An 18525-nucleotide genomic window follows, 5' to 3' on the forward strand; every position below is an offset into this window, starting at 1 on the left:
ACCTGGACGAGGCGAGGACGGTCAGTAGCTGTGCTCGGGCCCGGGGAAGACTCCCGATCGCACCTCGGACAGGTACGTGGTTGCCGCGGTCCGCAGTGAATCGCCGACGTCGGCGAACTTCTTCACGAACTTGGCGGTCTTGCCATTGGTGTATCCGGCCATGTCCTGCCACACCAGAACCTGCGCGTCGCATTCGTTGCCGGCGCCGATACCGACCGTCGGAATGGTCAGCTTGCGGGTCACCTGGCCGGCGATGTCGGCCGGAACCATCTCCATGACGACGGCGAATGCTCCCGCCTCCTGGACTGCGATGGCATCGGCCACCAGCTGCTCGGACGCGTCTCCGCGACCCTGCACGCGGAATCCACCCAACGTGTTGACGCTCTGCGGGGTGAAGCCGACGTGAGCCATCACCGGGATGCCTGCGGCAGTGATCGCGGCGATCTGAGCGGCCACGCGCTCGCCGCCCTCGAGCTTCACTGCGCCCGCGAGCCCTTCCTTCATGAACCGAACAGCGGTTTCGAGTGCCTGCTGCGGGGAGGCCTCGTAGGTGCCGAAGGGCAGATCTGCGACGACGAGGGCGTGCGGTGCGCCGCGGACCACTCCGCGGACCAGCGGAAGAAGTTCGTCGACGGTGATCGGCACGGTGGTGTCGTAGCCGTAGACGACGTTGGCCGCCGAATCGCCGACGAGCAGAACAGGAACTCCGGCTTCCTCGAAGATGCGAGCGCTGGAGTAGTCGTAGGCGGTGAGCATTCCCCAGCGCTCACCGTCGGCCTTCATCTGAAGAAGGTGGTGGGTGCGGGTCTTGCGGGTCAACGCGGTGGATGATGCTTCCTGAGCAGATCCGCCGTACACAGCAGTTTCGGACATCTTTGTCCCTTTCTGGTCCTCGAGGCCCGCTCGGCGGGTCCCCGGGATGGGGTGTGATGACGTGGGCAAGTCTGCCACTGCGCGCGATCTGCCGGAGCGCTACCGGCAGTGCAATTGGTCACATCCCGTGGAGCGTCGAGTAGTCCCGCCAGCCATTGGTGATCGGCATGCGGCGGTCACGTCCGAACGCACGAGAGGTGACCTTGGTGCCGATCGGATATTGACGCCGCTTGTACTCCGATGCGTCGACCTTGCGCAGAATGTCCGCGACCACCGCCGCGTCGAACCCGGCCGCCACGATGTCCGCGAAGCCTTGATCGTGGTCGACGTAGCGAAACACGATGGCGTCCAGTTCGTCGTAATCGGGCAACGAGTCGGTATCCAGTTGGCCCGGCCGAAGCTCGGCGGACGGAGGCTTGTCGATGCTCGACTGGGGGATGGGAGGGACGTCCCCACGATCGGCAGCGGACTTGTTTCGCCAGCGCGCCAGATCCCACACGAGCGACTTCGGCACGTCCTTGATCGGCGCGAAGCCGCCGACGGCATCCCCGTATATCGTCGAATAGCCAACGGCCAGTTCGGATTTGTTGCCGGTGGCCAGCACCAGATGGCCGAAGCTGTTCGACAGTGCCATCAACACCATGCCCCGGCAGCGGGCCTGGATGTTCTCCTCGGCCAAGCCGGTCAGATGCAGCTGGTCGACGTAGCAGGCCACCATGTCCGCAATGGGTTCGGTATGGAAATGGATACCGGTGCGCGACGCGAAATCCTCTGCGTCGGTGCGGGAGTGATCCGACGAGTACGTCGAGGGCATCGACACTCCGTGTACCGCATCGTGGCCCAAGGCGTCGACGGCGATGGCGGCGACCACTGCCGAATCGATACCACCGGACAATCCCAGAGCCACCGAACGAAAACCGTTCTTGTGCACATAGTCTCGTAGTCCGGTCACCAGTGCGCCCCACACCTGTTCCTCGGTGCTCGCGATGTCTGCGAGGGACGGCTCGGCTCGTTGCCAGCCGGTGACCGCGACGTCGGGGAGCGTCACCCGATCGATGGTCCAGCCGGGTACCTCGGCGGCATCCGGATGTGGTGTCGTCGGGGCATCGACGTCGACGATCAGCAGATGCTCGACGAATTGAGGGGAGCGGCCCCACATCGAACCGTCCGGCCCGACGACGAAGCTCGCCCCGTCGAACACCAGCTCGTCCTGTCCGCCGACGACGTTCACGTAAGCAATCGGAGCGCCGATCTCGGTGGCCCGTCGCAGGGCGATGGAGCGCCGCACCTCGTCCTTGCCCTGCTCGAAGGGACTGGCATTGAGGCAGAGCAACATGTCGACCCCGGCCGCGGCATAGGCGGGCACGGACCCGCCCGGTTGCCAGATGTCCTCGCAGACAACGACACCGAGCCGCAGGCCGTTCACCGTCGTGATACTCAGGCCGGATCCCGGAGCGAAGTAGCGGGCCTCGTCGAACACTCGGTAGGTGGGGAGCGAGTGCTTGTCGTATCGAGTCGTCACCCGTCCGTCGGTGATGACTGCCGCGCTGTTCCGCGAGCCCTCGGCGTCGCGATCGAGGTAGCCGACGACCACGATGCGGTCGCCGCACCCGGCACTGTCCAAGGCGGTCGCCAATTCGGTGAGGGCGTGAGCCGATGCGGCGGCGAACGACGGCCGCAGAGCGAGATCCTCGACGGGATATCCCGTCAGCGCCATCTCGGGAAACACCACCACGTTGGCACCGTCGTGGGCCGCGCGGACCGTCCACTCGACGATCGCGGCGGAATTCGCTGCGAGATCGCCGACGACGGAGTTGATCTGGGCCAGGGCGAGTCGAAGTGCCTGCACTGCGCCCACGCTAGTGCTCGGACGACGTCCCCGCCGGGCAGCGGGAGCGGAGCGCCCGAAAGACCTGGCACGATCGTGCCATGAGAACGCGCACCAGGAGCACGGCCGTGGCACTGTCCACGGTCGCCGTGTTGGCCGTCGGCTGCTCGAACTCGGAGCCGACTGCCACTCCCGAGAACTCCGCCGCGCCCGACAGTTCGTCGTCGGCATCGGCCGTCGGTCCGATCCCCTCGGGGCTCGAAGCGTTCTACACCCAGACTCCGGAGTGGGAATCCTGCGACCGGTACAACACCGACGGCAGCGAACTCGGAAGTGCTGTCGAATGCGCGATGGTGACCGTCCCGTTGGACTACGCCGACCCCGAGGGCACAACGATCGAGGTCGCCATCTCGCGGACGAAGGCAACGGGCGAGAAGATCGGATCGGTACTGATGAACCCGGGCGGGCCCGGCTCGTCGGGGCTCTACCTCGCCGGACAGGCCGAAGGCACCGCGATCGCAGAGCGCTTCGATCGGATCGGCTTCGACCCACGCGGTATCGGAGCATCCGAGCCGGAGGTGCGGTGCCTGACATCCGACGAAGTCGACCAGGAACGTAGCGAACCAGACGTGGACGTCAGCCCCGAGGGCATCGCGGCGACCGAGGCCGAACATCGGGACTACGCCGCGCAGTGCGTCGAGCGCACCGGGGCGGACGTGCTCGAGCACGTCGGCACCCGGGAAGTGGTGCGCGACATGGACGTCATCCGCGCAGTTCTCGGGGACGAGAAGATGACCTACATCGGTTACTCGTACGGCACCCGGATCGGGACCGCGTACGCCGAGGAGTTCCCGTCGAACGTGCGCGCGATGGTGCTCGACGGTGCGCTCGATCCGGACCAGTCACCCGTCGACGAGGCCGTCGCCCAGGGTGCGGCGTTCCAGACCGCGTTCGATCAGTTCGCGGCGGACTGCGCACAGACCGACACCTGCCCGCTCGGAACCGATCCCGCGCAGGCCGTCGAGCAGTTCCGATCGCTGGTGGAACCGCTGATCGACCGGGCGGCCGAGACGACCGATCCCCGCGGTCTCAGCTACGACGACGCGATCACCGGTACGCAGCAGGCGCTGTACTCACAGCAGCTGTGGCGTCTGCTGCGAGCCGGATTGAACGAACTGCGCGACGGCAGGGGCGACACCCTGCTCCGGCTGGCCGACACCTACTCCGGACGGCTCGAGGACGGCAGCTACACCAACATCGACGACGCGTTCAACGCCGTTCGGTGCGTCGACGGCCCGCCGACCACCGATCGCGCAGCGGCCGACGAGGCAGACGTCAGGTTCCGTGCCGCCGCGCCGTATCTGGACGACGGCCGGGCGACGGGCAATGCGCCGCTCGATCTGTGTGCTTTCTGGCCGGTGCCGAACACGAGCGATCCGCACATCGTCGACGTCGAGGGACTGCCGACGTTGGTGGTGGTCTCGACGACCAACGATCCGGCCACGCCCTACCAGGCAGGTGTGGAGTTGGCCGCTCAGCTGCGCGGCGATCTGGTGACCTACGAGGGCACCCAGCACACGGTCGCCTTCTCGGGGGTCGAGTGCATCGACGATCCGTTGGTGAACTACCTCGTCGATCTGGTTCCGCCGGGGGACGGATTGCGGTGCTGACGTGCTACCTCACGACCTGGGAAGAGTGCTGAGAGTTTCACGAAGTGAGACCGAATTCACGATGTAACACAGATTTAACTCCGTTTGCTTACTCTCGCGTTCATGGATCGTCAAAAGGAATTCGTGCTCCGGACCCTCGAAGAGCGCGACATTCGTTTCGTCCGCCTCTGGTTCACCGACGTCCTCGGGTACCTCAAGTCGGTGGCCATCGCCCCCGCCGAGCTCGAAGGGGCATTCGACGAGGGAATCGGTTTCGACGGTAGCGCCATCGAAGGATTCGCCCGCGTGTCCGAGGCCGACACCGTGGCCAAGCCCGATCCGTCGACGTTCCAGATACTGCCGTGGTCCACCAGCAAGGGGCACCAGCACTCGGCGCGGATGTTCTGCGACATCGCTATGCCCGACGGCTCGCCGTCCTGGGCCGACTCACGCCACGTGCTGCGTCGCCAGTTGAGCAAGGCCGCGGACCTCGGATTCAGCTGCTACGTGCACCCCGAGATCGAATTCTTCCTGCTCAAGGACGCCCCGCAAGACGGCTCACCGCCGACCCCGGCCGACAACGGCGGTTACTTCGACCAGGCCGTACACGACTCGGCCCCGAACTTTCGCAGGCACGCCATCGACGCGCTCGAGTCGATGGGAATCTCGGTCGAGTTCAGCCACCACGAGGCCGCACCCGGACAGCAGGAGATCGACCTCCGCTACGCCGACGCACTGTCGATGGCCGACAACATCATGACCTTCCGCTACGTGGTCAAGGAAGTCGCCATCGAAGAGGGTGTGCGCGCGACGTTCATGCCCAAGCCGTTCAGCGATCAGGCCGGTTCGGCGATGCACACGCACATGAGCCTGTTCGAGGGCGACGCCAACGCATTCCACAACCCGGACGACCCGATGCAGCTCTCGGAGACCGGCAAGTCGTTCATCGCCGGCATCCTCGAACACGCCAACGAGATCAGCGCCGTGACCAACCAGTGGGTCAACTCCTACAAGCGACTCGTGCGCGGCGGAGAAGCACCGACCGCAGCGTCGTGGGGACCGGCGAACCGCTCGGCACTGATCCGCGTGCCGATGTACACCCCGAACAAGGCATCCTCGCGTCGCGTCGAGATCCGCAGCCCCGACTCGGCCTGCAACCCGTACCTGGCGTTCGCGGTGCTGCTCGCTGCCGGTCTGCGCGGAATCGAGAAGGGCTACACCCTGCCGCCCGAGGCCGAGGAAGACGTGTGGGCGCTGACCTCCGCGGAGCGTCGCGCCATGGGCTACAAGGAACTGCCGGGCAACCTCGATCAGGCACTGAACGCGATGGAAGGCTCCGAACTGGTCGCCGAAGCACTGGGCGAGCACGTCTTCGACTTCTTCCTCCGCAACAAGCGTCGCGAGTGGGAGGAATACCGCAGCCACGTCACGCCGTACGAGCTGAAGGCCTACCTGGGTCTTTAACAGCACGGCGTCGTCATGGGCTACGTTCTAGTCGATCCTTCAATGGTAGTTCCGATGCCGACGCGAGCACCCTCGCGCCGCTGTGTACTGACGACGAGGTAATTCTGTGGCACCCCGAGGTGGATTCTGATGGTGCGTCCTCCGACCTCCAGATCCGTCGTTCCCGGACCGGGCCGTCTCGGCCTCGTCGAAGAAACTGCGCCGTCCGACCTGCGCACCCTCGGCTGGACGGGGGAGGAAAGCCTCGAGCTGCTGTGGTCGCTCTCCCGTGCGCCCAACGCTGACCTCGCTCTGCGCACCCTGGTGCGGATGTACGAACTGCTCGGTGCCGGGTGGACGGAGTTCGACTCGGCACTACGCACCGACAAGGGATTCCGCGGGCGCATCCTCGGCCTCGTCGGTGCGTCGAGTGCGCTCGCCGATCACCTGGTAGCCGACGACAGCACCTGGCGTCTGCTGCTGACCAAGGCGGGTCAGAGCAGCGGGGTCTCGGCCAAGATCGAGCTCCCCACCAAGGCCACCCTGGTCGCAGAACTGCTCGAGGCCGTCGGGGCCGAGCCCGAGACCGGCCCCAATGCCGCACCCGACCTGTATCGCGCGTCCGTCATCGGGCCGCCCGCCGTGATCGCGCTGCGCAAGAAGTACCGCGACCAGATCATGGTGCTGGCGGCATACGACCTTGCCGCGACCGTCGAGAACGAACCCGTCCTGCCGTACACGGTGGTCGGTTCGCAACTGTCCGACATGGCCGACGCTGCGCTCACTGCTGCGCTGGCCGTTGCCGTGGCCACCGTGTGCCCTGACGCTCCGTGTCCGACGCGTCTGGCCGTCGTCGCGATGGGCAAATGCGGTGCGCGCGAACTCAATTACGTCTCCGACGTCGATGTCGTGTTCGTCGCAGAGCCCGCCGACTCGCAAGCGAGCCGCATCGCCGGTGAGATGATGCGCATCGGATCCTCGGCGTTCTTCGAGGTGGACGCGGCACTGCGGCCCGAGGGCAAGCGCGGCGAGCTCGTCCGCACCCTGGATTCGCACGTCGCCTATTACAAGCGCTGGGCCAAGACCTGGGAGTTCCAGGCGTTGCTCAAAGCTCGCCCCATGACCGGCGACATCGCGCTCGGCAACGACTACGTCGACGCGGTCAACCCGATGGTGTGGTTGGCCAGCCAACGCGAGGACTTCGTGCCCGAGGTACGCGCCATGCGGCGTCGAGTCGAGGAGATGGTGCCGCCGGAGCTCCGCGAGCGCGAGATCAAACTCGGACGCGGCAGCCTGCGGGACGTCGAATTCGCCGTCCAGCTCCTGCAATTGGTGCACGGTCGCACCGACGAGTCGTTGCGCGTACTCGGCACGACCGACGCACTGACCGCACTCACCGAGGGCGGCTACGTCGGCCGCGACGACGCTGCGAACCTGACGGCCTCCTACGAGTTTCTTCGGCTGATCGAGCACCGCCTGCAGATGCAGCGGATGCGTCGCACACACACCCTGCCTCCTCAGGACGACGAGGAAGCCCTGCGGTGGCTCGCTCGTTCGGCGCACATGCGACCCGACGGCAACCGCGACGCCCTCGGCGTGCTCAACGCCGAGATCAAACGCAACGCGCAGCGCATCAGGCGGTTGCACGCGAAGCTCTTCTATCGGCCGTTGCTCGACTCGGTGGTCAAGTTCGACTCCGAGACAGTGCGTCTGACCCCCGACGCCGCGACGCGACAGCTCGCCGCACTCGGCTACGCGACCCCGCAGAACGCGTTGGGCCACCTGCGTGCGCTCGTCGGCTCGGGTACCCGCCGCGGTCAGATTCAGGCCGTGTTGCTTCCGACGCTGCTCGAATGGCTTGCCGACACCCCCGATCCCGACGCCGGACTGCTCAACTACCGCAGACTGTCCGAATCGGCGGGGGAGCAGACGTGGTTTCTGCGCGTGCTGCGCGACGAAGGCGCTGTGGCACAACGGCTGATGATCGTGCTCGGCTCCTCGGCCTACGTACCGGACCTGCTGATCAAGGCTCCGGAAGTCATTCGGTTGTTCGCCGATGGACCGACCGGCCCGCGACTGCTCGACGTCGAGCCGGAAGAGACCTACCGCGCCATCCTGTCGTCCTCGGCTCGGTACGAGGACCCGGTGCGAGCCATCAACGCGGCCAGGGCATTACGACGCCACGAACTGGCGCGGGTGGCCTCGGCGGACATTCTGGGAATGCTCGATGTGCCTCAGGTGTGCCGCGCGCTGTCCTCGGTCTGGGCCGCCGTCATCAATGCCGCTCTGGCAGCTGCCATTCGGGCCAGCGAGATCGAGCGCGGCGAACCGGCTCCGGCAACTCTCGCCGTCATCGGCATGGGACGGCTCGGCGGCGGTGAGCTCGGCTACGGCAGCGACGCGGACGTACTGTTCGTCTGCGATCCGGTGGACGGAGTCGACGAGACCGTTGCGGTCAAGTGGGCCAACACCATTGCCGACCGTATCCGGAAGCTGCTCGGCGCGCCCAGCACAGACCCACCCCTCGAGGTCGACACGGGTCTACGGCCGGAAGGCCGCAACGGCCCGGTGGTGCGCACCCTGGCGTCCTACGCCGCGTACTACTCGCAGTGGGCACAGGCCTGGGAAGTGCAGGCGCTGCTGCGCGCACATCAGGTCGCCGGAGACCAGGATCTCGGAATCCGATTCCTGCTCATGGCCGACAAGGTGCGCTACCCCGAGGGCGGCGTGTCCGCCGACGCGGTCCGCGAGATTCGACGCATCAAGGCGCGCATCGACTCCGAGCGTCTGCCCAAGGGGGCCGACCCCTCCACCCACACCAAGCTCGGACGTGGCGGACTGGCAGACATCGAGTGGACCGTTCAGCTCATTCAGCTCAGGTACGCGCACAAGGTCCTGACGCTGCACAACACCTCGACCCTGCAGTCACTCGATGCCATCGGTGCGGCCGAGCTGATGAGCGAAACCGACGTCGAATTGCTCAGGGAGGCATGGATCCTGGCGACGAAGGCGCGCAACGCACTGGTGCTGGTCCGCGGTAAGCCGACCGATCAGCTGCCTGCACCGGGAGCTGTGCTCTCCGCAGTCGCGCAGGTGGCGGGCTGGGAGAACGGCGACGCCGGAGCGTTCCTCGACAACTACCTGCGTGTGACGCGTCGGGCAAAGGCAGTGGTGGAGCGGACCTTCGGCGGGAACTAGTCCCGTCTGTCTCTAATCACTGCCGACGGTGACGAACCCCTGCTGAACCATCCAGTCCCGTGCGACGTCCGCAGGCTCGCGCCCGTCGATGTCGACCTGCTTGTTCAGCTCGGAAATGGCCTCGTTGGTCAACGCAGCCGAGATCGGCGCGGTCACCTCGGCGATCTCGGGGTACTGATCGGCAACCTCCTGGCGGATGATGACCGTGGCGTTGTACCGCGGGAAGAACGACTTGTCGTCCTCGACAACCGTCAGATTCAGGCCCTTGATACGTCCGTCGGTGGTGAACACCTCACCGAACCTGCACTGCGCGCCCTCGGCCGTGGCCTGGTAGATGACGCCGGTCTGCAGAATCTGCACCGGCAACGTGCTCGCGTCGAACCCGTATGTGGCGGCGAGCCCGGGCAATCCGTCCTGGCGACTGTTGAATTCGGTCTCCACACACAGCGCACCGGCGGCGGGGTCGCGGTTCACCAGAGCGGCGTAGTCGGACAGGGTGCGCACCCCGGTCTCCTGTGCAACCTGCTGATTCATGGCCAACGCATACGTGTTGTCCATCGGTGCTGGGTTGACCCAGTCGATGCCGTTGGCCTTGTCCGCGTCGCGCACGGCCTCGAACTGCTCGGTGGCGTCGGGAATAGGGGTTTCGTTGCCCAGGAAGTTGATCCAGCCGGTGCCGGTGTACTCGTAGGCGACGTCCACCTGGCCGCTCTGCATGGCCAGCCGCACGCTCTGCGAGCCGGCGATGTTGGTCAGGTCGCGAACGTCGGCACCGGCCGCGCTCAACGCGAATTCGAGGATGTAGCCGAGGATGATCTGCTCGGTGAAGTCCTTGGAACCGACGGTGAACTGGGCACCTTCGAGGCCGGGGAGCGGGGTGATGCTTCCCGGTTCGACCGACAACGGCATGGCACCGCCGGATTGCAGTCCGCATCCCGAGAGCGCCAGTGTTGCCGCAGCGCACAGGGCCGCGAGTCGTCGAGTGGTGCGCCGCATCAGCGGAGTCCTTTCGGTCCGAGGAATGCCTCGGCGAGTGCGCCCAGCCAATCGACCAGAAGTGCGAGAGCGACGGCAAGAACCGCTCCCACCACCAGGATGATCGGTTGGTTGAGCTTGTAGCCGGTATCGATCAACACGCCCAGACCGCCCGCTCCGACGAGGAAGCTCAGGGTCGCGGTGCCCACGGCCAACACGAGTGAGGTACGCAGACCGGCGAGAATGAACGGAACCGCGAGGGGAAACTCGATGCGCCGCAGGATGCCCATGTTCGACATGCCCTGTCCGCGTGCGGCATCGATGTAGTTGGGATCGACTGTCTGGAAGCCCAACATGGTGTTCCGCAGCACCGGAAGCAGCGAGTAGAACGCGATGGGCAGAACGCCCGCAGTGAATCCGGTCCATCCGGTGGCCAGGAACAACAGCACGAGCAATCCGACTGCCGGCGCTGCCTGACCGATGTTGGCGATACCGATGAACAGCGGAGCCAGCTTTCGATACCCGGGCCGCGTCAGCAGAATCCCGAGCGGTACCGAGATGGCGAGTACGAGTGCCGTCACGACGAACGTGATCGCCACGTGCTCGCGGACGGCGGTGGTGATGCTGCCGGCGTTCAGGGTGCCCGACTGGGTGGCGGTGAGGTCCCGGCTGAACGTGTAGACCAGCAGCGCCGCCACGATGACGAGAACGACGACCGGCTGGATGAGAAGCCGTAGTCGCTCGGCGCGCTTGGCGGCTCGCGCGGTGTCTTTCGTGTCGTCTCCGGTATCGGCGAGTGTGGTCACGACGGCGTCCCGACGTCGCTGCGCGCCTCGTCGTGATCGTTCGCGTGCTGAGACCGCAGGGATTTGATGGTGTCGATCAGCACATCGATCGTCACGGTGCCGACGTACTCGCCGCGGTTGCCGGTCACTGTGGCCGTCGCGTTGCCCTCGGACAGCAGGGCTTCCAGTGCGTCCTGCAGGGTGGACTGCGTCGAGACCATCTCACCCATCGGCACACCGACGTCGCGCAGGCTCCCGACTCCGACGAGGTGGCGTCGATCGGTCCAGCGGAGCGGGCGCTTCCGTGCGTCGAGGATGATTCCCCACGCCTCGGGATCGGAGCCCAGAGCGGTGTTCATCGTATCCACCGAATCGTCCTCGCCGAAAACCGGGACGTCGGACAGTTCGATGTCGCGCACCCGCATCAAGGTCAACTGCTTCAATGCCGCTCCGGCACCGACGAAACCGGCGACGGTGTCGTCTGCGGGGTTGGCGAGAACGGCCTCCGGAGTGTCGTACTGGAGGATGGTCGACTGGTTGCCCAGAACGGCGATCCGGTCGCCGAGTTTCACGGCCTCGTCGAAGTCGTGGGTCACGAACACGATGGTCTTGCCCAGTTCCGCCTGCAGCCGCATCAACTCGTCCTGCAGCAGTCCTCGGGTGATCGGATCGACCGCGCCGAAGGGCTCATCCATCAACAACACCGGGGGATCGGCGGCAAGAGCGCGGGCGACGCCGACACGCTGCTGCTGGCCACCCGAGAGCTGGCGCGGATAGCGCTGCCGGTACACCGCAGGATCGAGCCCGACGAGATCGAGCATCTCGTCGGTGCGATCGTCGATGCGCTTCTTGTTCCACCCGATGAGCCCGGGCACCATGCCGACGTTCTGCGCGATCGTCATGTGCGGGAACAGACCCGCCTGCTGAATGGAGTAGCCGATGGTGCGACGCAACTCGTTGGGGTCGATCGAGAGCGCATCCTTGCCACCGATGGTGATGCGGCCCGACGTCGGCTCGATCAGTCGGTTGATCATGCGCATCGTCGTCGTCTTGCCGCAGCCCGAGGGCCCGACCAGAACGACGACCTCGCCGGCGGGAATCGTCATGGACACGTTGTCCACCGCCGCGAGCTTCTGGCCCGGGTAGCTCTTGGTCACGTTCTCGAGCACGATTTCCGCGCCGGAGACGTTCGATGTACGGGTCGAGTCACTCACGGATACCCCTCGAGGTGGTCAGTTTGCCGATCAACACGTAGATCCCGTCCAGGATCAACGCCAGCAGGACGATCAGGACAGTGCCGGTGAGGGCCTGCGGTAGGGCCGTTGGGCTGCCTACGCGTGCGAGCCCGGAGAACAACAGGTTGCCCAGGCCAGGGCCCTTCGCATACGCAGCGATGGCCAGGATGCCCATGGCCATCTGCGTGCTGATCCTCATCCCGGTGAGAATCGACGGCCAGGCGAGAGGGATTTCGATGCGCCGCAGCACCAGCGTGCGACTCATGCCGATACCGCGGGCGGCGTCGGCGACGGCCGGATCGACTGCCGCCAGCCCGACCACGGTGTTGCGGATGATGGGCAGCAGGGAATAGAGGACCAATGCAGTCACCGTGGGCCGCACGCCCAAACCCATGATGGGGATGAGAACACCCAGCAGCGCGAACGAGGGGATCGTGAGGATCGTGCTTGCGAGCGCCGTCGCGATCGCCGACCCAGCGGGGCTGCGGTAGACGAGAACTCCGATTGCGACCCCGATGACGGTGGCGATGACGACGCACTGCACGACCGCCGAGACGTGCAGATAGGAGTCGATCGCCAGTTGCCTTCGCCGTCCGACGATGAATTCCCACAGTGCATCCATGCAGTTGTCGTCCTCTGTTCGCCGGTAGCGGATAAATACCTTTACCCCGCGTACCGACTATCAAACTCCGACCGGTACGAATTCTTTCGTCGCTTGCCCGAAACGACGCCGAACGGAAACAATCGAGAACGCGACAACGCCCGGCCGAAAAGATTCGGCCGGGCGTTGTCGGTGAGAAATCAGACGATCACACGTCGTAGTACAGCGAGAACTCGTACGGGTGCGGACGCAGGTTCACCGGAGCGATTTCCTGTTCGCGCTTGAGCGAGATCCAGGTCTCGATCAGGTCGGTGGTGAACACGCCGCCCTCGGTGAGGTAGTCATGATCGGCCTCGAGCCGGTCGATCACGGCATTCAGCGAAGTAGGTGCCTGAGGAATGTTCTTGGCTTCCTCGGGCGGCAACTCGTAGAGGTCCTTGTCGACCGGAGCCATCGGTTCGATCTTGTTCTTGATTCCGTCCAGACCAGCCATCATCTGAGCGGCGAAGTTCAGGTAGGGGTTACCCGAGGAGTCCGGCGCACGGAACTCGAGGCGCTTGGCCTTGGGGTTGTTGCCGGTGATCGGGATACGAACCGCGGCGGAGCGGTTGCGCTGGCTGTAGACCAAGTTGATGGGGGCCTCGTAGCCCGGCACCAAGCGGTGGTACGAGTTGATCGTCGGGTTGGTGAACGCCAACAGCGACGGCGCGTGGTGCAGGATGCCGCCGATGTAGTGGCGTGCGAGATCCGACAGTCCGGCGTATCCGGCCTCGTCGTGGAAGAGAGGCTTGCCGTCCTTCCACAGTGACTGGTGGACGTGCATACCCGAGCCGTTGTCGCCGAAGAGCGGCTTCGGCATGAATGTTGCCGACTTGCCGTTCTGCCACGCGGTGTTCTTGACGATGTACTTGAACAGCTGCAGGTCGTCCGCTGCGCGAAGCAGCGTGTTGAACTTGTAGTTGATCTCCTGCTGGCCGCCGGTGCCGACCTCGTGGTGCGCACGCTCGAGCTCGAAGCCCGCGTTCTGCAGGTTGGTCGAGATCTGGTCGCGCAGGTCGACGTAGTGGTCGTACGGAGCGACGGGGAAGTAGCCACCCTTGAAGCGCACCTTGTAGCCGAGGTTCGGGCTGCCGTCGGCCTCGGTCTCGGCTCCGGTGTTCCACCAACCCGAGGACGAATCGACCTCGTAGAACGCGCCGTTCGCCTGCGAATCGAAGCGCACGGAATCGAAGATGTAGAACTCGGCCTCGGCACCGAAGTACGCGGTGTCGGCGATGCCGGTGCTGGCCAAGTACTCCTCGGCCTTACGTGCGACGTTGCGCGGGTCGCGGCTGTAGGCCTCACGCGTGAACGGATCGTGAACGAAGAAGTCGATGTTCAGCGTCTTGGCATTGCGGAAGGGATCGACCTGAGCGGTGGCGTAGTCCGGAAGCAGAATCATGTCGGACTCGTGAATGGACTGGAAGCCGCGGACGGACGAGCCGTCGAACGCAAGGCCGTCTTCCAGCGTGTCCGCCGTGAACGCCTTGGCGGCGATCGAGAAGTGCTGCTGTGCACCCGGCAGATCCGTGAACCGGATGTCGACGTATTCGATTCCTTCATCCGCGATGAACTTGATGACCTCTTGGGCCGTGGAAAACGCCACGCTTTTGCTCCTTTGTTGAGTCCGTCGACCTGACGGTATGGACTTGGTGTTGCCCGCCCGTCAAGCTCGTGTTTCGCCCGTGTTACGCGTCCTGGTTCACGAGTGGCACGAACAACAGTACGTCCGCGTGTTTTCCCGTGTGCCCGTCCGCGCCTATCCTGGAAATCATGGCACGAATGACAGGGTCCTGGTTGTCCGGACCGGCGGCCGCGAACCCGCGTGAACCCCAGAACTTCCGCGGGGAGGAGTTGGGCCTTCCGAAGCAGGGCGTCGGCGCGCTGGCCGGCACGGGACGTCGAATCCTCGCGCTGGTGCTGGATTGGACGATGGCCACCGGCGTGGCGTCGCTGATTCTCGGTGGTTACACCACGAGCGGACTGATCTCGACGATCGTGCTCGCCGTGTGGTTCGGCGTCGGACTGGTGAGCGTCTCGCTGTTCTCGTTCACCCCTGGCCAGTTCATCGTCGGTATTCAGGTGGCACGCATCGACGCGCAGGCGCGGGTCGGCTTCGTGCGCGCGCTGGTGCGCCAGTTGATTCTGCTGTTCGTCGTCCCGGCCGTCGTCACGGACATGGACGGCCGAGGCATGCACGACCGCGCAACGGGAACAGCCCTGCTGCGGGCCCGCTGAGGGGTCGTCGCACCAGGGCTGTCCGAGTGATCGTGAGAGGCTAGCGGCGCTTCATGGTGCGCTGAACGCCCTTCATCTTGGCTCCGCCGGGAATGGGTCCCTTCGGCATCGCCGGGCCCCCCTTGGTGCCCAATGCGGAGAGCCGCGACTCGATGGTGTCCATGCGCTTGCCGTCGATGTTCTTCGGCAACTTGGACAGATACTTCTGCAGACCCGAGAGCGGAATCTGGTTCTCTTCGTTGCCGACGATGATGTCGTAGATCGGAGTGTCGCCCACCAGGCGGGCGGTCTTCTTCTTCTCCTGAGCCAACAGCGACTTCACGCGATGCGGTGCACCCTCGGCCACGAGAATGACACCGGGCTTGCCGATGACGCGATGCACCGCGTCGAGATGGGTGGTTCCGGCGATTGCGTTGGTCACCCGCCACGATCCCTGCAGATTGTCCAGGGCCCACGCGGCCGCGCCGGCCTGACCGTCAGCCTTCTTGTACACCGACTTCTGCACGCGGCGTCCGAAGATGATGAACGCGACCAGGACGCCCAGGAGCAGTCCGATGGGGAGCAGGAACCACTGGAAATCGAAGGCCAGGCCGATGAGGAATCCGAGGAGCCCCAGCCCGACCACCGCGCCGATCATCAGCGGAAGGAGAACCTTGTCGTCCTTGCGCTGCATCTGAAACGCCTGCCAGAGCTGCTTGCGCCGTTCCCTCGATGCCTGCTTGCGCGCTGCCTTGGCAGCCGCTTTTGCTTCCTTGCTGGGCTTTGCTGCTTTGCCAGCCTTACTGCCGTTCGCCATACCTCACAGGATACGTCCTGTGCCGGCGCTCACTCGCACCGCGCCGGGTTGAGGCGAGGATCAGCGAGCAGCCAGTCGTGCCATCAGCGAACTGGCCTCCTGTGACGCTTCGCCACCGTCGGTCAGGTGGCTCATGCTCTCGGGAAGCTGGCGGCCGTGATGTGCCATGGCCTGTGCGTAGAGGCGTCCGGCTCGGTAGGAGGAGCGGACCAACGGCCCGGCCAACACACCGGCAAAGCCGATTTCGGTCGCGTAATCGGAGTGCTCGACGAACTCCTCCGGCTTGACCCAACGCTCGACCGGATGGTGGCGCGGCGACGGGCGCAGGTACTGGGTGATGGTCAGGATGTCGCATCCGGCCTCGTGCAGGTCGCGAATGGCTTCCTGCACCTCTTCCGGGGTCTCACCCATGCCGAGGATCAGGTTGGACTTGGTGACCAGACCGTCGTCGCGGGCTGCGGTGATGACGTCCATCGACCGCTGGTACCGGAAGGCCGGACGGATGCGCTTGAAGATGCGCGGCACCGTCTCGACGTTGTGAGCCAACACCTCGGGCCGTGACGAGAAGACCTCGGCCAACTGATCGGGCTTGGCATTGAAGTCCGGGATGAGCAGCTCGACGCCGGTGTTCGGATTGAGCTTCTTGATGTACCGAACCGTCTCGGCGTACAGCCACGCGCCGCCGTCCTCCAGATCGTCCCGAGCGACTCCGGTGATCGTGGAGTAGCGCAGACCCATGGCCTGCACGCTCTCGGCCACCCGGCGCGGCTCGTCTCGATCGAGATCCTCCGGCTTGCCGGTGTCGATCTGACAGAAATCGCAACGGCGGGTGCATTGCTCACCGCCGATGAGGAAGGTCGCTTCGCGATCTTCCCAGCATTCGTAGATATTGGGGCAGCCGGCTTCCTCGCACACCGTGTGCAGACCTTCACGCTTCACAAGACCCTTGAGCTCGGTGTATTCCGGGCCCATCTTGGCTTTGGTCTTGATCCAGTTGGGTTTGCGTTCGATGGGGGTCTCCGCGTTTCGGATCTCGAGGCGGAGCAGCTTGCGTCCTTCTGGGGCCACAGTCACGGCTTCGATGCTACGCGCCGAAGCGGACCGTCGTGAACTGCGGGTTGATCGACGCCTCCGTGAGCGCCGGATGCTCGATCTCGTGATCCTGCACGGGCATCGACCCGTCGAGCGCGGCCAGAACGGCCTCGGTCACAGCAGCGGTGACCTCGGCGACGGTGACGTCTCGGCCCAGCTCCAGCGACAGCGACGTCACACCCGCATCGGCGATGCCGCACGGCACGATCGCATCGAAACCGGTCATGGCCGCGTTGCAGTTCAGTGAGAAACCGTGCAGCGTCACTCCGCGCTGAACACGGACCCCGATCGCCGCGATCTTGCGTTCGGGCAGCCACACGCCGTCTCTCGGCTGCGCGGCGAGCCACACCCCGGACCTACCGTCGACGCGCCCGCAGCCGATGCCGTAGGCGGACACGACGGAGATCAGAGCTTCTTCGATACGGCGTACGTACCTGACGACGTCGATGGGCTGCGCGAGCTTGACGATGGGGTACCCGACCAACTGGCCGGGACCGTGCCAGGTGATCTTGCCGCCTCGATCGACCTCGACAACGGGGGTACCGTCCCGCGGCATGTCCTCCTCGGAGGTACGCCTGCCCGCCGTGTACACGGACGGATGCTCGAGCAGCAGCATCGTGTCGGAGCCGGTACCGTCCGCCCGGGCACCGGCCAGCTCGCGCTGCAGTGCCCACGCCTCGGTGTACTCGACGGTGCCCAACTCTCGCACCACGACCGGCTCGGAGCTCGCGCGTGCCGACACGGCGACCGACGAAGAGTTCGCATCACTCATGAATCGGAACGGTACGCCGCGTCAGCCACCCACAGCCACCCGCAGTGCCTCTCCCACGGTGTTGTGCTCGAACGTGTAGCCCGCGTCCTCCAGGGCTTTCGGAATGGCGCGTGGGCCGGTGAGAATGGCTTCCTCGGCGAACTCGCCGATGACGGCCTTCAGCGCGAAGCCGGGGACGACCCAGGGTGCCGGACGGTGCACCGCGCGCGACATCGCGCTGTTGAACTGTGCGTTGGTCACCGGAGTTGGACCGACCATGTTGACCGGTCCACGCAGGGAGTCGTTCTCGATGCCGTGGACGATGGCACCGATCTCGTCCTCCAAGGAAATCCACGGGAAGTACTGGCGTCCACTACCGAGCCGCCCGCCGAGGGCGAACAGATACAGCGGGCGAAGCTTGCCCAACATTCCGCCGCGCTGCGACAGCACGACACCGCTGCGCAGCATGATCGTGCGGACACCGGCTTCCGACGCCGCTGTCGTGGCATTCTCCCAATCGCGACAGACCTCGGCCAGAAATCCGTCACCGACGGGAGCCGTCTCGTCGACCACTCGATCGCCCGTGTCGCCGTAGAAGTTGACGCCGCTGGCATTGATCAGGGTGGGTACACCCGCGTCGGCGGCAGCCCCGGCGAGAACCTCGGTGGGAGCGATGCGACTGTCTCGCACCAGCTGCTTGTACGCACCGGACCACCTCTTGTCGCCGATTCCGACACCACAGAGGTTGACGATCGCGTCGGCACCATCGAGCGCGGCCGCGTCGATGCTCCCGCGCGACGGATCCCACTGCGACTCGTCCGGCCCCGCCGGCGATCTCCGAACCAGGCGGGTGACGTCGTGGCTACGACCCCGCAGCGCTGCGACCAGGGCAGTGCCGATCAAACCCGATGAACCTGCAATGACTACGCGCATGTGAACGAAAGCCTCCTTGACGCAAACGGGGCACCATTCGCGAACGAATGATGCCCCGGATGCACGGTTCGTGCCCCTCTTGTCGAGAC

General features: G+C 65.3%; 15 protein-coding genes. 4 read left to right on the forward strand and 11 right to left on the reverse strand.

All coding sequences use genetic code 11. From position 1 onward, the window contains the following. Positions 1 to 21 precede the first annotated feature (21 nt). Positions 22 to 873, reverse strand: a complete 852-nt coding sequence (gene panB, locus ABZ677_RS06265) for a 3-methyl-2-oxobutanoate hydroxymethyltransferase (RefSeq protein ID WP_037192931.1) — start codon at positions 871 to 873, stop codon at positions 22 to 24. A 118-nt stretch (positions 874 to 991) separates the two neighbouring features. Next, complete coding sequence (locus tag ABZ677_RS06270; RefSeq protein WP_358367497.1) at positions 992 to 2722, reverse strand: NAD+ synthase; 1731 nt, start codon at positions 2720 to 2722, stop codon at positions 992 to 994. Positions 2723 to 2802: 80 nt separating this feature from the next. Between ABZ677_RS06270 and ABZ677_RS06275 the strand changes: the two genes are divergently transcribed. From ABZ677_RS06275 to ABZ677_RS06285, 3 genes are all read left to right on the forward strand, one after another. Next, positions 2803 to 4371: an alpha/beta hydrolase gene (locus ABZ677_RS06275; RefSeq protein WP_094635475.1), complete on the forward strand. Its 1569-nt coding sequence runs from the start codon at positions 2803 to 2805 to the stop codon at positions 4369 to 4371. Between the two features lie 102 nt (positions 4372 to 4473). Then, a complete protein-coding gene (glnA, locus tag ABZ677_RS06280; RefSeq protein WP_032379097.1) occupies positions 4474 to 5814 on the forward strand; it encodes a type I glutamate--ammonia ligase in 1341 nt (446 codons plus the stop codon). A 129-nt stretch (positions 5815 to 5943) separates the two neighbouring features. Then, complete coding sequence (locus ABZ677_RS06285) at positions 5944 to 8991, forward strand: bifunctional [glutamine synthetase] adenylyltransferase/[glutamine synthetase]-adenylyl-L-tyrosine phosphorylase (protein WP_358367502.1); 3048 nt, start codon at positions 5944 to 5946, stop codon at positions 8989 to 8991. Between the two features lie 12 nt (positions 8992 to 9003). Here ABZ677_RS06285 and ABZ677_RS06290 read toward each other — a convergent pair whose 3' ends face one another. From ABZ677_RS06290 to glnA (ABZ677_RS06310), 5 genes are all read right to left on the reverse strand, one after another. Further along, entirely contained in the window at positions 9004 to 9987 is a 984-nt protein-coding gene (locus ABZ677_RS06290; protein WP_037192922.1) for a glycine betaine ABC transporter substrate-binding protein, read from the reverse strand. Continuing rightward, the gene (locus ABZ677_RS06295) at positions 9987 to 10772 is read right to left on the reverse strand and encodes an ABC transporter permease (RefSeq protein ID WP_037192920.1); all 786 of its coding nucleotides are present in this window, start codon (positions 10770 to 10772) and stop codon (positions 9987 to 9989) included. Before ABZ677_RS06295 ends, ABZ677_RS06290 begins: the two co-directional genes overlap by 1 nt. After that, entirely contained in the window at positions 10769 to 11965 is a 1197-nt protein-coding gene (locus tag ABZ677_RS06300; protein ID WP_358367506.1) for an ATP-binding cassette domain-containing protein, read from the reverse strand. Before ABZ677_RS06300 ends, ABZ677_RS06295 begins: the two co-directional genes overlap by 4 nt. After that, positions 11958 to 12608, reverse strand: coding sequence for an ABC transporter permease (locus tag ABZ677_RS06305; RefSeq protein ID WP_037192916.1), 651 nt, complete (start codon positions 12606 to 12608; stop codon positions 11958 to 11960). Before ABZ677_RS06305 ends, ABZ677_RS06300 begins: the two co-directional genes overlap by 8 nt. A 187-nt stretch (positions 12609 to 12795) precedes the next feature. Then, a complete protein-coding gene (gene glnA / locus ABZ677_RS06310) occupies positions 12796 to 14232 on the reverse strand; it encodes a type I glutamate--ammonia ligase (RefSeq protein WP_032368128.1) in 1437 nt (478 codons plus the stop codon). 167 nt (positions 14233 to 14399) lie between these two features. On the opposite strand from glnA (ABZ677_RS06310), the gene ABZ677_RS06315 reads away from it, so the two are divergent. Beyond that, complete coding sequence (locus tag ABZ677_RS06315) at positions 14400 to 14864, forward strand: RDD family protein (RefSeq protein WP_037192914.1); 465 nt, start codon at positions 14400 to 14402, stop codon at positions 14862 to 14864. A gap of 40 nt (positions 14865 to 14904) precedes the next feature. On the opposite strand, the gene ABZ677_RS06320 is transcribed toward ABZ677_RS06315, so the two are convergent. Genes ABZ677_RS06320 through ABZ677_RS06335 form a run of 4 tightly spaced genes read right to left on the reverse strand, consistent with a single transcriptional unit; the run spans position 14905 to position 18436 of the window. Next, positions 14905 to 15660 carry a DUF4191 domain-containing protein gene (locus ABZ677_RS06320; protein WP_037192911.1) on the reverse strand — a complete coding sequence of 252 codons (756 nt, stop codon included), beginning with the start codon at positions 15658 to 15660 and terminating at the stop codon, positions 14905 to 14907. 60 nt (positions 15661 to 15720) lie between these two features. Further along, positions 15721 to 16734 (reverse strand): lipoyl synthase, encoded by a 1014-nt coding sequence (gene lipA, locus ABZ677_RS06325; protein ID WP_170945989.1) that lies wholly within the window; start codon positions 16732 to 16734, stop codon positions 15721 to 15723. 10 nt (positions 16735 to 16744) lie between these two features. After that, entirely contained in the window at positions 16745 to 17524 is a 780-nt protein-coding gene (lipB, locus tag ABZ677_RS06330; RefSeq protein WP_037192909.1) for a lipoyl(octanoyl) transferase LipB, read from the reverse strand. A gap of 21 nt (positions 17525 to 17545) precedes the next feature. Further along, positions 17546 to 18436, reverse strand: a complete 891-nt coding sequence (locus ABZ677_RS06335) for a TIGR01777 family oxidoreductase (protein ID WP_037192907.1) — start codon at positions 18434 to 18436, stop codon at positions 17546 to 17548. Positions 18437 to 18525: the final 89 nt, after the last annotated feature.

The organism is Rhodococcus sp. NPDC006774, assembly GCF_040636045.1.
Classification (GTDB): domain Bacteria; phylum Actinomycetota; class Actinomycetes; order Mycobacteriales; family Mycobacteriaceae; genus Rhodococcoides.

What these genes read in the sequence shown, in the direction of transcription:
- panB (WP_037192931.1), bottom strand. Translation starts at nt 873, where the DNA reads ATGTCCGAAACTGCTGTGTACGGCGGATCTGCTCAGGAAGCATCATCC.
- ABZ677_RS06275 (WP_094635475.1), top strand. Translation starts at nt 2,803, where the DNA reads ATGAGAACGCGCACCAGGAGCACGGCCGTGGCACTGTCCACGGTCGCC.
- glnA (WP_032379097.1), top strand. Translation starts at nt 4,474, where the DNA reads ATGGATCGTCAAAAGGAATTCGTGCTCCGGACCCTCGAAGAGCGCGAC.
- ABZ677_RS06285 (WP_358367502.1), top strand. Translation starts at nt 5,944, where the DNA reads ATGGTGCGTCCTCCGACCTCCAGATCCGTCGTTCCCGGACCGGGCCGT.
- ABZ677_RS06290 (WP_037192922.1), bottom strand. Translation starts at nt 9,987, where the DNA reads ATGCGGCGCACCACTCGACGACTCGCGGCCCTGTGCGCTGCGGCAACA.
- ABZ677_RS06305 (WP_037192916.1), bottom strand. Translation starts at nt 12,608, where the DNA reads ATGGATGCACTGTGGGAATTCATCGTCGGACGGCGAAGGCAACTGGCG.
- ABZ677_RS06315 (WP_037192914.1), top strand. Translation starts at nt 14,400, where the DNA reads ATGGCACGAATGACAGGGTCCTGGTTGTCCGGACCGGCGGCCGCGAAC.
- ABZ677_RS06320 (WP_037192911.1), bottom strand. Translation starts at nt 15,660, where the DNA reads ATGGCGAACGGCAGTAAGGCTGGCAAAGCAGCAAAGCCCAGCAAGGAA.
- lipB (WP_037192909.1), bottom strand. Translation starts at nt 17,524, where the DNA reads ATGAGTGATGCGAACTCTTCGTCGGTCGCCGTGTCGGCACGCGCGAGC.
- ABZ677_RS06335 (WP_037192907.1), bottom strand. Translation starts at nt 18,436, where the DNA reads ATGCGCGTAGTCATTGCAGGTTCATCGGGTTTGATCGGCACTGCCCTG.